Below are 13,719 nucleotides of genomic sequence, written 5' to 3'. Positions count from 1 at the left end.
GCCAACGTTTGCTTATGAGCATGTTGCCAACGTCAGCTTATGGCGCTTCGTGGCTGCTGATCGTCGGCCGCGGATGACCCAAGGCGGCCCTTCTTGAGGTCTGCCTTCCCCGTTCCGCCGATTGTTTCGCGTCGCGCCGGTCTAATAACCGGCGCGCGACGGCGTTTGATCAACAGCGCTCGTAACGCATCACATGAGACGCATCGCACAGGTTCGAGCCGGGGGCGGCCGCCACCGCGAAGGCGCTGGCGCAGATCGCGACATGGGCGCTGGGCCCGCCGACGAAATACATCATCAGCGGCGCAGCGAGGATCGGGCCGCCGCCGCCGAACAGGCCGAGCGTCATGCCGACCGCCGAGCCGGACACGCTTCCGAGCAGATCCTGCATAGGTTCGCGCGCAAGCGCCGCCATCACAGGCCGTCCAGCGGCACCTTGAGGAAGCGGCGCCCGTCGCTCCCCGGCGCGGGCAACGCGCCGGCCTTCATGTTGATCTGGAGCGAGGGGATGATGAGCCGCGGCATGGCGAGGCTCGCGTCGCGCGATGTGCGCAGCGCCACGAACTCGTCTTCCGAGACGCCGTCGCGCACATGGATGTTGTTGGCGCGCTGTTCCGCGACCGTCGTCTCGTTGCGAATTTCGCGGCCGTTCGGCCCGTAGTCGTGGCACATGAAAAGCCGCGTCGCGGAGGGCAGGGCCAGCACGCGCCTGATCGAGCGGTAGAGCGCCCGCGCGTCGCCGCCCGGAAAGTCGGCGCGCGCCGTGCCGCCGTCCGGCATGAACAGCGTGTCGCCCACGAAGGCGGCGTCGCCGACGAGATAGGTCATGCACGCCGGCGTATGGCCCGGCGTTGCGACAGCCTGCGCTTCCAGCGAGCCGATCGCGAAAACGTCGCCGTCCTGGAACAGCCGGTCGAACTGCGACCCGTCGCGCCGGAACTCCACGCCTTCGTTGAAGAACTTGCCGAAAGTCGCCTGGACGTCGCGGATCGCCGTCCCGATCGCCATCGTTCCGCCGAGCTCGCGCTGGAGATAGGGCGCGGCCGACAGGTGGTCGGCGTGGACATGGGTCTCGAGCAGCCACTCGACCTCAAGTCCGTTCGCCCGCACATGGTCCACGATCCGGTCCGCCCCCGCATAGGCGATGCGCCCGGCCGCGTAGTCGAAGTCCAGCACGCTGTCGACGATGGCGCAGGCCGGGCCGCGCGGGTCCTTCACCACGTAGGAGAAGGTGTTGGTGGCCGCGTCGAAGAAGGAGGTGACGTGAGGATTCATGCCGCGAGCCTCGCAACGCGCGCGCCGCCCGCCCATTGCTCCATGACAAGCGCGTCTGCGTCGTCCTGCAGCACGCGCCATTCGCCGGCCGTCGACGGCGCGCCCTCGATCACCACCGGGGTCGACCGCGTCTTCAGGCGGATCACCGGGGCGCGGTGGACATATCCGCAATGGTCGCGCTTGAGGATGGCGTTCGCGATCGCCTCGGCCTGCCGGCGGATCGGCTCGACGAAGCGGCAGGGCGCGCCCACGATCGTCACGCAGTCGCCGAGAGCGTAGACGTGTTCGGCGCTCGTGCGCATCGTCTTCGGATCGACCACGATCCCGCGGTCGAACGCGAGGCCGCCGCTGCGCGCGAGGCGGGGTTCGGTCGCGAGCCCGGTCGCGGCGACGATCTGGTCGGCCTCGACCGTCTCGCCGGACGCGAGAGTCAGGCGCAAGCGCTCGTCGATCCGCTCGACCTTGCCGACCGCCCGCCCGCCAATGAAGCGAACGCCGATCTTCGAAAAGCCCGCCGCGAGCCGCTCCGCAGCCGGGCGCGGCAGCATGGCCAGGAGCGGCAGTTCCTCGATGCCGATCAGCGTTACGTCATGGCCGGCGCCCGCAAGATCCTCGGCGAGTTCGCAGCCGACCATGCCCGCGCCCACGATTGCGACGCGCTGCGGCCCGCACGAAAGCGCGGCGTGGAGGCCCGACCAGGCCGCGAGATCGTTGACGCGCCAGCAGAGGCGGGCGGGCAGGCAGGCGGGCGCCGCCGAGCGCGCGCCCTGAGCCAGCACGAGGTCGGAAAAGCGCACGGTCCCGCGCGTGGTGCGGAGCGTCCCGCTCGCTGGCGACAGTCCGACAGCGAAGGTTTCCTTCATCAGCCGCACGCCGAGACGCGCCGCGGCTTGCGCGCCGGTCTCGCGGCGAAGGCTGCTCGGCGTCGCGCCGCGCGTCAGCGCGACCGAGAGTTCGGGCTTGTAATAGACGTCGCCCGAGCAGGCCGTGACCACCGTTATGGGCGTCGCCGGATCGAGTGCGCGGATGGCTTCGGCTGCGCTCCAGCCTGCCGTCCCGGCGCCCACGATGACGACGCCGCTTGTCCGCGAGACCGGCGTCGCGGCCTGCGGCGCGATCACGGCGGCGCGCGGGACGAGAGGGTCGAAATCCGCCTTGGTGACGTTGCAGATCGGGCATTCCCAGTCGTCGGGAATGTCGTCGAAGCGCGTGCCGGGCGCGATGCCGCTATCGAGGTCGCCCTCCGCCTCGTCATAGATCAGCCCGCAGACGCGGCAGATGTAGCGCCGCCAAGGGCCGAGCCCGTCGGTCGGCTCGATCACGGCGGGAATGGCGGTCCCGGCGTTCACGCGAGCAACCCCGCCGGCTGCGCGACCTTGGAGAGCCGCGTCATCTCGCTGCGCAGATGCTTTATGGCGGGCGTGACGATCGCCACGAAATGCGCCTCGCGGACGCGACGCTGCGGCGCTGCCGACATCAGGTAGCCGCGCGCGCCCTGATGCAAGAGCGCCGATTGGGTCGAACGCAGCGACAGCTCCGACGCCTGGGCGCGCGCGTCGAGCACGTCGATCAGGTAATCCGTGGAGGTTTCGAACGGCGTCTCGGCGAGCTTCGCCACGCGGCCCGCGAGCTCGTCAAGCTCGCCCGCGATCTCGTCAGGCCGGTTGTCGAGGTACTGGTTCACATGTTCCAGAACGCTCTCGACCTCGAGCATCGAGTCGATCGCGCCCTCGGTGACTCCGAGCCCCATCCCAAGCTGTAGGAGGATGAAGGCCGCACGGATCTTCGCGATAAAAGGCTTCGCCGGATCGGCGATGAGGTCGGCGTCGTCAATGCGCACGTCGGCGAGCCGCAGGCCCCAGGTGCTCGTGCCCTCCATGCCGGAGAAGACCGGGCACTGGCGCAGCTCCACCGGCTCGTCGCAGCGGAGCACGAACATGATCTCGTGGGAGGGCGCGCCGGAGGCGTCGACCGCCTGCGCGATCGCCCCGCAATACTGGCCGCGCCCGATATGGCTGACCCAGGGCAGCGTGCCGGTGACGCGATAGCCGCCGGGCACGCGCACGGCCTTCAGCGCCATCGGCTCGATGCCCGCGAACGACTTCATCGGGTTGGAAAGCGCCGTGCCCCCGAAGGTTTCGCCCGCGGCATGGGGCGGCAGCATGCGGTCGGCGAGCCCGCGATTCTCCGAGTGGTCGAGATAGAGGCCGAAGACGCCGTGGCACCACATCAGGAAGCCGGTGGAGCCGCATTGCCTCGCGCCGGCTCGCATGGCGTCGATTGCGAGACCGAAGTTCCCGCCGGCGGATTTCAGATGCGCCGACAGCGCTCCCACACGCGCGAAGTCGCGCATGATCTCGAGCGGATAGTGGCCCTCGTCGATCGCATGCGCCTTTGCGCGCAGCGCGCCGTCCGAGATGGCGCGGGTGCGGGCGAGCACCGTTTCGCCGTCCGGGTCCGGTGACGTGTCGAATGCATGCTGATCGAGAGCGCGCGCGCCGGCCATCGGCTAAGTCTCCAACCGGGAGTGGTCGGGGGCCGCTCGACGCGGCCCCTTGGTCCTTCAGTCCGCGAGCGCGATCTTGAAGGGGATCGGATTGCGCATGGTGTTGGCGACCGGCGAGAAGTAGTTCGCCTGTCGCACAATCTGATCGAACTCCTCGCGAGTTGCGTCGCCCTCGATGTCGACGCTCACGCGGATTTCCTGAAAGCCCATCTGCGACGGCTCGCGCTCGGCGCCGCCGGCGCCCCAGGCGGCCGGGTTGCCGATGTCGCCCTCAAGCCTGATCTCGAGCTTCGACAGGCGGACCTGCTTCCATGTCGCGACGGCCGTGATGCCGACCGCAAGGCAGCCGCCGAGTGCCGAGAGCACGATCTCGCCAGGCGCTGGCGCGGTGTTCTCGCCGAAGAGGTGCAGCGGCTCGTCGACGACGACGGGGGCGTGGTCGCCCACATAGCTGAGGGTCCGGTACTGGCCGTCCACCACGGTCTTCACGACGTTGGTGCCGCGGCTGTTCGGGTTGTTGCGGCCCTTCTCGGCGAAGGCCATCAGGCCGTCGCGGTCGATCGGGCGCAGATAGGTCTCGGCGGTCTTGATCTGGGCAGAGGCGGTCATGGGCTGTCCTCGGTGTTCCGCGGGCGGCGGTATGTCCCGCCGTCCTTCACGAAACGTCATCGCAACGCCTGTGCCAACCCGCACCGGCAGAGGTTGAGGAAGCCAAACCGGCTGAAAATTGAGCGAACCTATTCTGCGCTCCGATGAGCGGCGTAGGTCGCGCGCCGCCTCCGTCCGTCGACAAAATGTCGACAATGCCGGAATTGTGGGTTCAGCTTCTGGCCGGCTCGAGCCCGAGCTTCTTGAGGCGGTAGAAAAACTGCCGCTCGGTGAGGCCAAGCTGCTGCGCGGCCCGCGCCTTGTTGCCTCCTGAAAGCTCGAGCGCGCGGCGAAGGTCCTCGGCGGTGTGGGACTTCACGGGCAGATAAGGCCGCACCGGCATGGCGGCGGGTGCGAAGTGCGCCTCCGGCGGCCGCTGCCTCGGGGCGGCGATGTCGAAGGCGCGGTCGGCGAGGAGCGAGGCCACTTCGACGCGTCCCAGCACCGGGGCGCTGGCAAGCAGCACGAGGCGCTCGATGAAGTTCGACAACTGCCGCACGTTCCCCGGCCAGGACTGTTCGCTGAGGTAATGCATCGCGTCCGCCGTCAGCGCGACCTCGCGTCGGTTGGAAGCGTTGGCGCGGTTGAGAAAATGGCGGGCGAGCTGTGGAATGTCGGCAGCCCGCTGGCTGAGCGAGGGCAGTTGGATCGGGATGACGTTGAGCCGGTAGAAAAGGTCCTCGCGAAAATCGCCGCGCTCGACCGCGAGCGACAGATCGCGGTTCGTCGCCGCGACCAGTCGCATGTCGACCCGGATCTCCCGCTTGCCGCCGAGCCGCATCACCACGCCCTCCTGCAGCGTGCGCAGGAGTTTGGTCTGCAGCAGCAACGGCATTTCGCCGATCTCGTCGAGAAAGATCGTGCCGCCGCTTGCCTGCTCGAACCAGCCGGCCCGCGCTTCCGTCGCGCCCGTGAAGGCTCCGCGCTCATGGCCGAAAAGCTCGGATTCAAATAGGCTCTCAGGGATCGCCGCGCAGTTGACCTTCATGAAGGGCTTGGACTTCCGCGGCCCCGCGGCGTGCAGCGCATGGGCGAACAGCTCCTTGCCCGTCCCGGATTCGCCGAGCAGCAGGACGCTCGCGGTCGCGTCCGCAACCTGTTCGATCTGGGCGATGGCGCGCAGCAGCGCCGGGGCTTCGCCGACGATGCCGTATCGCGCGGCCTGGTCCGATGGCTTGGCGAGCGGCTCGCGCGCCTCGATGGCGCGCATGCGCCGGTCGAGCCGGTCGTTCAGGGTCAGGAGCTGGCCGAGCAGCGTCGCGACGATCTTGAGGATCCGGACGTCGTCCTGCAGCGGCCGGTCACGGTGGCGGATGCGGTGGCAGGCGAGCGCGCCGACCGTGCGATCCTCGACGCGGATCGGGCAGGCGAGAAAAGAGACGACGCCCTCGGGCAGACGCGAGCGCTCCACCGCGCGGCCGAGGAACGTCGGCTCCTTGTCGATGTCCTGGACGATGACGAGGTGTCCGGCCTGGATGACGCTGCCGGTCACGCCCTCGCCGAGCTGGTAGCGGCCGCGCGCGGCCTCGGCGGTCGTAAGACCGTACGAATAGGCGATGCGGTAGACGTCCTCGTCTTGCGATTTCAGCACGATGCGGCCCCGGTTGAGGCCAAGCATCTCGGACATCAGGTGCAGCGCGCCGCGGGCCACCTGGTCGAAATAAAGCCCCTTCCCGATGAGGTTCGTGACCTCCTGGATCAGGAACATCTCCTGGGTGCGCCAGAAGCCGCTGGTCTCGCGGTGGACGTCCCGTGTTTCGTTCGTCATGTCGCCAATCGTCGCCTTTTCGGGACTCATAGCGCGAAACGGCCCGCGCCGAAGAGGGCGCGGGCCGGGCTCGGCGGGACGTGATGCGCGCAGGCGGTCAGCTTCGCTTGATCGCGAAGGAAGCGAGATATTCGTCCGGCTTCGAGGGATCGAACGGCTTGCCCATGACGCTGAAGGTCTTGGCGGTTGACGACGGGGCCGCGATGCCGGCCTCCTTCATGGCCTTCTCGGCGTCGGTCGCGAGATAGACGTCCCTCGCGATCGCCTGGAAGTCGACGTCGCCCTTAATCTGGCCCCAGCGCTTCATCTGGGTCAGCGTCCAGATGGCGTAGCTTTCATAGGGGAACGGGTCGAAGGCGATGCGCGCGGGGTCTTTCTTCACGCCGCCAAGTCCGTCCGCATAGGTGCCGGTCAGCACCTGCTCGACGACCGTCACCGGCTGGTTGAGATAGTTCGCGGGCGCGATGGCGACCGCGATCTCCTTCCGATTCTCCGGCTTCTGGGCATAGGAGGTCGCCTGCATGATGGCGCGCAGGAGCGCTGCGGCGGTGTTCGGCGTGTCCGCCATCATCTTACGCGACAGCGAGAAGCTGCAGCAGGGGTGGCCGTCCCAGATCTCCTTCGACAGCAGATGGATAAAGCCGACGCCGTCATAGACCGCACGCTGCACGATGTTGTCGGGAGCGAGGAAGCCGTCGATGTTGTCAGCGCGAAGGTTTGCGACCATCTCGGGCGGCGGCACGAGCCTGAGCTGAACGTCCGTGTCCGGATCAATGCCGTGCTCGGCGAGGTAATAGCGCAGCAGGTAATTGTGGTTCGAGAAGTCGTAAGGGATGGCGAACTTGAAGCCCTTCCAATTCTTCGGATCGCGATTGTCCTTGTGCTTGTTGGCGAGGCAGATGGCCTGGCCGTTGACGTTCTCGATCGCGGGCGTGACGAAGGGCGTCTTGGTCGCGCCAAGGCCCATCGAGATTTGGAGCGGCATCGGCGCAAGCATCTGGGCGGCGTCATATTCGCCGTTGATGGTCTTGTCGCGGATGATCGCCCAACCGGCGGTCTTCACCACCTCGACATTGAGCTTCTGCTTCTCGTAGAAGCCCATAGGCGCGCCCATGATGATGGGAGTCGCGCAGGTGATCGGAATGAAGCCGACCTTGAGGTTCGCTTTTTCGGGCGCCCCCGCCTCGCCAAGAGCTTGAGCGGCGGCCTTTATCGGGAACACGTGATTGAGCGCGGCTGCGGCTGTGGTCGCGCCGATCGCCTGAAGGAACAGGCGCCGCTCGATCGTCTTGGGGAAGATCGCCTTCAACAGCGCCTGTTCGGTCGCGTGTTCGACGGCCGCGACCGAGAGCGCCTCGTCATGAGCCGCCTGACTTGAATGCGCGCCGCAGGGACAGCGTGTCAGCTTCCAATTTGATCCAGACCCGCTCATTGCGCTCTCCATCGATGACCTGGATCGATGAGCAATGGCTGTGCCATGCGACTGCGCGAAGAATCCCACCTGATCACCAGAGCCGCCTGGCGTGACAGCGCCAGCAATGTCGACTTAATGCCGACAATTTACCGGCACTCGGCGTTCCGAGGCCTGCCCGTAGCCGACGATCAGCCAAACCGCCGACGCAGTCGATCGTTGTCGCGCCTTAGAGTTTGACCCGGCGCTAACCTGGCCCGCCCTCAAACCTCGCATCCGTTTTGCGGCGCGCTTAGGATGACCGCGCCGCCAGTTCGCTGCCCGTCTCCTCCGTATTGCCTGCGCCCGGGCCATCGGCGCCATGACGAGCCGGCTCGATAACTCGACCCTGCCGAGATCGTGCAATAAGAAGACGCTGCGCGTTGCTCTGGCTCAGGCGTCCAAGGCGCGAGCGGCCATCGTGGCCTTGGCCCACCAGACGAGCTCGTCCAGCGCGATCTTCGCGGAGCCAAGAAGATTCTGCTCGATCGTTTCGATCGGCTGGTTGCCGACAGCAGGGAAGATCGTGAAGAAGTCGGCCCCACCGATGTGGACGGCCGCGTGCGTCGAGACCATGTGCAACTCGACTGCGATCTGACGGAGGTGCTCTAAGGCTCGGGCAGCGCCCATGCCCCCGTAGCCGATCGCGGTGAACGGCTTGTGGTTCCACTCCTTGTACGCTTGGTCGAGCGCGTTCTTGAGGACAGCCGACAAGGAATGATTGTACTCGGCGACGACAAAGATGAAGCCGTCGAAGCGCGCCAACTCATGCTGCCAGCGCGTCGCCTCAGCGCTCTGGCTCGGTGCGAACGCGCTTGAGGCGACCTCGTCGAACATCGGCAGATTAAAGTCGCGGAGGTCGAGAAGCTCGACGTCAATGTCGGAGCGGGACTGCGCTTGTCTCAGCATCCACTGGGCCGGAACGTCGGCGAAACGGGCTCCGCGGGTCGTCCCAATGATCAGAGCGATCTTAGGCCTAGCGTGATCTGTCGTGGACATGGCTTTGATCTCCTCGATGCCTCGCGCCGGTCAGGCGTCGAATGGCTTGGCGAGGGGAAAAATGACCGGACGGCTGATAGCCTACTAGCCATCCGAAGCGGGCTTCGGCGTCCCCGTATCCGGAACACTTGGGTGCCTAGCGGCTGACAACCGTCGGTAATTCAGGCACACTTTCGGGGCGCGCTGCACGGCAGTTAGACGGGGGTCGGTTTGGAAATTGAAGACCTTCGCGTGTTTGTCGAGATCGCCGACGCGGGCGGGGTCAACTCCGCCGCTCGTCGGCTCGGTCTGGCGAAATCGATCGTCAGCCGTCGCTTGTTGCGGCTCGAAGACGAACTCGGCGCTCAGCTTGTCGCCCGCACGACCCGAGGCGTCGTTCTGACAGAGGCCGGCGCCCATTTCCGGGATGAAGCGGCGAAGGTCTGCGCGGTCATCGATAATGCACGCGAAGACATGTCGCCCGCCGGGGCGCTAAGGGGCCTACTTCGCGTCGCAGCGCCGGCCTCGTTCGGTCGCCAGTTGGCGCCGGTCCTCGCCGAACTCGCTCAACGGCACAAGGATCTGCACGTCCACATTCGCTTCAATGATCGCTATGTCGACCTCGCCGCCGAGGGCTTCGATTGCGCCATTCGCGTCGGATACCTGTCCGACTCAAATCTGGTGGCGCGCAAAGTCGGTGAGCTCCCTGTTCGCCTCTATGCAAGTCCCACCTACCTGTCGGAGCACGGCGAGCCGCAAACGCCATCCGACGTTCTGCAGCACTCGTGCCTCACGCCTGGCGCGGACGTTTGGAACTTCAGACGCGGTGGTGAAACGATTCCGTTACGCCCGCAGGGTCGGTTCAAAGCAGACAACGCTTTCGTTATCGCGGAGGCGGCTGCAAGAGGTGTCGGCATTGCCGTATTGGGAGAAATCATCGCTGCGCCCTACGTCGCCGAAGGCGCGCTGACACCGGTGCTGCAAAGCTATGACCTGCCCGCGGTCGGCATCTACATCGTGCGGCCGCAGGGGCAGCATCTGCCACGAAAGGTGCGGGTGCTGATCGACCTGCTGGCCGAGGCGTTCGCAACGCCTTCAGCTGCAAACGCGCGCTGACCCGGTACGGTCCCCAGAGGCGAAGCCTGATAGGGCGGCAGGCTATTCATGCGCACGCGGCTCGAAGACGTTAATCTCCCCGCGCCGGGGCCAAGCCGCGGATGGTGGTCCACAAGGACCCGTCCTGCGGCTGCTGCGAGGCGTCGGTCGACCATGTCCCGCATTGAACGACGATGTCCGCAATGCGGCGAGTCGCCAGCGACAGCTTCTGGCGCTACGGCGTCATGGCGCGCACAGCGCTCCAATCCAGCCCGAAACGCGCCAGGTATTTTCGAAGTCGATCGGCGTCGTTGGCGCTCGCCTTTTTCGCTCTGCTGGCGGCGAACAGGGCTCGACCGGCGGCGCTGGCGGTGGCCTCCCGACGGCAGACGCTGACGACCTCGGCGAGTTGCACCTGGTCGAACAGATCGATCTCGGCCAAACCGCTCGGCCCGAGCAGTTCGAGCAGCTCGGCCTCCCGCTTGTCCCGTCTTGCGCCCCAGCCTCGCCGAAGCCGCGAGATCTCCTCGTCGACCGTCTCGGCGTCGACGCGGCCTTTTGGAGCGAGCGTCGCCATGCGTGTGACCGAGGCCCCGAGATCGCGAAAGTTCGCCGACCACGCCGCAGCCGAGGAGGTCGCGAAGGCGAGATATTTTTCGCGCGCTTCGCGGTTGAAGGAGACGCGAGAACCCTCGCGCTCGGAATAGCGGTCGAGTTCGTAATCGAGGTTCGGCTCGACGTCTTCGGGCCTATCCGCGAGCCCCGGCAGGTCGAAGGTCCACAAGTTGAGGCGCGCCAGCAAATCTTCCCGGAAGCGGCCGGCGCGGACGTCCTCCGAAAGATCGCGGTTGGTGCCGGCGATCAGCTGGAAGTCGCTCGCCACCTCCCTGTCCGAGCCCACGGGCAGGAAACGCTTCTCCTCGATCGCCCGCAGCGCCATCGCCTGCTCGTCGGGCCCGAGTTCGCCGATCTCGTCGAGGAACAGGATGCCCTTGTCGGCGGCCTTCAACAGACCTGCCCGGTCCTGCGCCGCGCCCGTGAAGGCGCCCTTCACATGGCCGAACAGGGTCGACATGGCGCTGTCGCCGCGCAGCGTCGCGCAGTTCACTTCGACGAAGGGGCCGCCGACCTGCCGGCGGGACTTTTTGAGGTCGTAGATGCGCCGTGCGAGCTGCGACTTTCCCGCTCCGGTCGGCCCGCACAGCAGCAGCGGCGCCTTGGAGCGGATCGCCACCCGCTCGATGCGGTCGATCATCCGGTTGAAGGCTTCGTTGCGGGTGGCGATGCCGGACTTTAGGAAGCTCGCGGCCTCGTCGCGGTCGCGTCGGAAGCGGGTCGCGATCTGATCGTAGCGCGACAGGTCGATGTCTATGACGCTGTAGGAGCTCCGCTTCGTCTCGCTTTCGTGGACGCGCCTCGGCGGCGACAGCTGCAGGATCGTGGCCGGCACGAAGCGCGCCTCGATCAGCAGGAACCAGCAAATCTGCGCGACATGCGTGCCGGTCGTGATGTTGACGAGATAGTCCTCAGCCTCGGTATCGAACGGGTAGGTCCGGGCGAAGTCGTGCATCGCCGAATAGACCTCGCCGAAGTCCCATGGGTCCTTCATCGGCATCAGGTGCCGGCGCACCTCCGCCTGCGGGGCGACCTGCGCGATGTCGCCGACGACGCGGTCGGCGAGTGACGCCGAGTTCTCGCCGTGGATCAGCTCGAGCCGGTCGACGGGAAGTTCGGGATGAAGGAACAGGTCGACGGACGGCCGCCAGCGCTCGAAGCGATTGTGTCGGCCAGCGTCGAGCGTCGTGCCGAGAAAGCCGATGACGACCCGCTTACGATCCACCGTGGATGATCCCGTACGATAAGCTACGATATTTAAATATCAGGAAATCGCGGATCGCGAAAGCGCCGCCAGGGCTTGGCAAGACGTTCCCAAAAAATCTTTTCCAACAAAGTCTTGGACTTTTCCAAAAATCCGATGGCGCTTCCCACGGATTGGCACGGTGCTCGCAATGATCTCGGCGAAACCGAACGGGAGACGAGGACGATGGCCAACAAGGCGCTCTTCAAGTCGATCGTCGGCCGGCTTGCTCCGGCCGCGACCGCGACCAACCACGCCGGCGCCTCGGCCTACGCCTATGGCCCGCGTCACCAGTTGGCGCAGCTCGCGGTGACGGGCTCGCTCGGCCGGACCTTCTACGCCGAGCCGGAGGCCCAGCTCGAGGCGGCGCTGAAGCTTGCTCATGAGGTCGAGCCCGCATTCCTCGCCAGGACTGCGGTCTACGCCCGCAAGCGCGGCCACATGAAGGACCTGCCGGCGCTTCTGCTCGCCGCCTTGTCGGGCATGCAAGGGACCGAGTTCGTCCGCGCCTTCCCGCAGGTCGTCGACAACGGCCGCATGTTGTGCAACTTCGTGCAGATCATGCGGTCGGGCGTCACGGGCCGGAAGTCGCTCGGCACAAGGCCGAAGAAGCTCGTCCAGGCCTGGCTCGACGCGGCCTCGGACCATCAGATCCTGAACGCGGCGGTGGGCCAGGCCCCCTCGCTCGCCGACGTGATCAAGATGGTCCACCCGCGCCCGGCCTCGCCTCAGCGGGCGGCGCTGTTCGGTTGGCTGATCGGGCGTCCCTACGACGTCGCGGCGGCTCCGGAGATCGTCCGGGCCTTCGAGGCGTTCAAGAAGGATCCGGTCGGCGACGTTCCGGATGTCCCGTTCCAGATGCTGACCTCGCTGCCCCTCACCGGGGAGCAGTGGGCCGGCGTCGGCCGAAAGGCCGGCTGGCACATGCTGCGCATGAACCTCAACACCTTCGCGCGCCACGGCGCGTTCGAGGTCGAGGGGTTTGCGGATTTCGTGGCGGAGCGCCTGCGCGACGCCCACGCGATCCGTCGCGCCAAGGTCTTCCCGTACCAGCTCATGGCGGCCTACGCGGCCACAGGCAAGGACGTGCCGGCCGTGGTGCGCGAGGCGCTGCAGGACGCGATGGAAGCCGCGGTCTCCAACGTGCCGACGGTCGCAGGGAACGTGGTGGTGTGTCCCGACGTATCGGGCTCGATGAGTTCGTCCGTCACCGGCTACCGGCCGGGGGCGACCTCCGCGGTCCGCTGCATCGACGTCGCGGCGCTCGTGGCCGCCGCGCTCTTGCGGGCGAACCGGTCGGCGCGCGTCATGCCGTTCGAGTGGGATGTGGTCGAAATCGACCTCAACCCGCGCGACAGCGTGCTGACCAATGCGGCCAAGCTCGCAGGGGTCGGCGGCGGCGGCACCAACTGCTCGGCTCCGGTCGAGCGGCTGGCCGTGGAGAAAGCCAAGGTCGACCTGCTGGTGTTCGTCTCGGACAACGAGTCCTGGGCGCATGGGCGGCGAGGTCCTGGCACGGCCCTGATGCAGTCCTTCAGGAAGCTGAAGGCGATCAACCCGGGCCTGAAGATGGTCTGCGTCGACATCCAGCCCTACGGGGCGACGCAGGCGATCGAGAGCGAGGACATCCTCAACGTCGGAGGCTTCTCCGACGCGGTGTTCGAGATGATCGGCCACTTCGCGGACGGGACCCTCGGGCCCGACCACTGGGTGGGCGACATCGAGAAGATCGAGCTCTGACGAGAAGGGACGCGGGCGATGGGGCCCGCGTCCCAGCAAGGAAACCGAAGCAGACTGGTCCGTCCCGGCGACGCGACGAATGCCGGCCGAGAGTACACCACCATCTGGAGCGTTGGCGGACGGTAACCGCCCCGACCCACCGTTATCGGAGCTCCGCCTCTCGCCAATTTCGTCGTCGCGTCTCCCGGACGGATCGAAGCCGTGACGAATGCTGACGGAACTACATCACTGTTAATGACCAGGTCGCGGGTTCGAGTCCCGCCGGGCTCTCGGGCCCGTAGCTCAGCGGCAGAGCAGGGGCGAAGGGTCGCCGGAAGGCGATCCTCGCCAGACGTTTCGTCGAATCTTGTCGTCACGGCTTCGGCCGAATGGAACTGACGTGACGAATGCAGGCAGGACTCCAT

11 protein-coding genes are annotated in these 13,719 nt (G+C 66.7%); 2 read left to right on the top strand and 9 right to left on the bottom strand.

Annotated features, from left to right (window positions below; all coding sequences use genetic code 11):
* Positions 1-169: 169 nt before the first annotated feature.
* The 8 genes from ACFSCV_RS06095 to ACFSCV_RS06060 form a co-directional block, all read right to left on the bottom strand.
* Positions 170-412, bottom strand: coding sequence for a hypothetical protein (locus ACFSCV_RS06095; protein ID WP_378797994.1), 243 nt, complete (start codon positions 410-412; stop codon positions 170-172).
* A complete protein-coding gene (locus ACFSCV_RS06090; protein ID WP_378797992.1) occupies positions 412-1,272 on the bottom strand; it encodes an MBL fold metallo-hydrolase in 861 nt (286 codons plus the stop codon). The genes ACFSCV_RS06095 and ACFSCV_RS06090 overlap by 1 nt, the downstream gene beginning before the upstream one ends.
* Positions 1,269-2,621, bottom strand: coding sequence for an FAD-dependent oxidoreductase (locus tag ACFSCV_RS06085; RefSeq protein WP_378797990.1), 1,353 nt, complete (start codon positions 2,619-2,621; stop codon positions 1,269-1,271). The genes ACFSCV_RS06090 and ACFSCV_RS06085 overlap by 4 nt, the downstream gene beginning before the upstream one ends.
* Positions 2,618-3,778 carry an acyl-CoA dehydrogenase gene (locus tag ACFSCV_RS06080; RefSeq protein ID WP_378797988.1) on the bottom strand — a complete coding sequence of 387 codons (1,161 nt, stop codon included), beginning with the start codon at positions 3,776-3,778 and terminating at the stop codon, positions 2,618-2,620. Before ACFSCV_RS06080 ends, ACFSCV_RS06085 begins: the two co-directional genes overlap by 4 nt.
* A 57-nt stretch (positions 3,779-3,835) precedes the next feature.
* Positions 3,836-4,387, bottom strand: coding sequence for an OsmC family protein (locus tag ACFSCV_RS06075; RefSeq protein ID WP_378797986.1), 552 nt, complete (start codon positions 4,385-4,387; stop codon positions 3,836-3,838).
* 211 nt (positions 4,388-4,598) lie between these two features.
* Positions 4,599-6,194: a sigma-54-dependent Fis family transcriptional regulator gene (locus tag ACFSCV_RS06070; RefSeq protein WP_378797984.1), complete on the bottom strand. Its 1,596-nt coding sequence runs from the start codon at positions 6,192-6,194 to the stop codon at positions 4,599-4,601.
* A 97-nt stretch (positions 6,195-6,291) separates the two neighbouring features.
* The gene (locus ACFSCV_RS06065) at positions 6,292-7,626 is read right to left on the bottom strand and encodes a CmpA/NrtA family ABC transporter substrate-binding protein (protein ID WP_378797982.1); all 1,335 of its coding nucleotides are present in this window, start codon (positions 7,624-7,626) and stop codon (positions 6,292-6,294) included.
* Between the two features lie 411 nt (positions 7,627-8,037).
* Positions 8,038-8,643, bottom strand: coding sequence for an NADPH-dependent FMN reductase (locus ACFSCV_RS06060; protein ID WP_378797980.1), 606 nt, complete (start codon positions 8,641-8,643; stop codon positions 8,038-8,040).
* A 210-nt stretch (positions 8,644-8,853) separates the two neighbouring features.
* Between ACFSCV_RS06060 and ACFSCV_RS06055 the strand changes: the two genes are divergently transcribed.
* The gene (locus ACFSCV_RS06055; protein ID WP_378797978.1) at positions 8,854-9,738 is read left to right on the top strand and encodes a LysR family transcriptional regulator; all 885 of its coding nucleotides are present in this window, start codon (positions 8,854-8,856) and stop codon (positions 9,736-9,738) included.
* A 214-nt stretch (positions 9,739-9,952) separates the two neighbouring features.
* Here ACFSCV_RS06055 and rtcR read toward each other — a convergent pair whose 3' ends face one another.
* A complete protein-coding gene (rtcR, locus tag ACFSCV_RS06050) occupies positions 9,953-11,557 on the bottom strand; it encodes an RNA repair transcriptional activator RtcR (protein WP_378797976.1) in 1,605 nt (534 codons plus the stop codon).
* Between the two features lie 204 nt (positions 11,558-11,761).
* Between rtcR and ACFSCV_RS06045 the strand changes: the two genes are divergently transcribed.
* Entirely contained in the window at positions 11,762-13,315 is a 1,554-nt protein-coding gene (locus ACFSCV_RS06045; protein ID WP_378797974.1) for a vWA domain-containing protein, read from the top strand.
* Positions 13,316-13,719: the final 404 nt, after the last annotated feature.

It is taken from the genome of Methylopila henanensis (genome assembly GCF_042681025.1).
Taxonomy (GTDB): domain Bacteria; phylum Pseudomonadota; class Alphaproteobacteria; order Rhizobiales; family Methylopilaceae; genus Methylopila; species Methylopila henanensis.
This window is presented reverse-complemented; position numbering and strand designations above follow the sequence as displayed.

What these genes read in the sequence shown, in the direction of transcription:
- ACFSCV_RS06070 (WP_378797984.1), bottom strand. Translation starts at nt 6,194, where the DNA reads ATGACGAACGAAACACGGGACGTCCACCGCGAGACCAGCGGCTTCTGG.
- ACFSCV_RS06075 (WP_378797986.1), bottom strand. Translation starts at nt 4,387, where the DNA reads ATGACCGCCTCTGCCCAGATCAAGACCGCCGAGACCTATCTGCGCCCG.
- ACFSCV_RS06095 (WP_378797994.1), bottom strand. Translation starts at nt 412, where the DNA reads ATGGCGGCGCTTGCGCGCGAACCTATGCAGGATCTGCTCGGAAGCGTG.
- ACFSCV_RS06060 (WP_378797980.1), bottom strand. Translation starts at nt 8,643, where the DNA reads ATGTCCACGACAGATCACGCTAGGCCTAAGATCGCTCTGATCATTGGG.
- ACFSCV_RS06065 (WP_378797982.1), bottom strand. Translation starts at nt 7,626, where the DNA reads ATGAGCGGGTCTGGATCAAATTGGAAGCTGACACGCTGTCCCTGCGGC.
- ACFSCV_RS06080 (WP_378797988.1), bottom strand. Translation starts at nt 3,778, where the DNA reads ATGGCCGGCGCGCGCGCTCTCGATCAGCATGCATTCGACACGTCACCG.
- ACFSCV_RS06045 (WP_378797974.1), top strand. Translation starts at nt 11,762, where the DNA reads ATGGCCAACAAGGCGCTCTTCAAGTCGATCGTCGGCCGGCTTGCTCCG.
- ACFSCV_RS06090 (WP_378797992.1), bottom strand. Translation starts at nt 1,272, where the DNA reads ATGAATCCTCACGTCACCTCCTTCTTCGACGCGGCCACCAACACCTTC.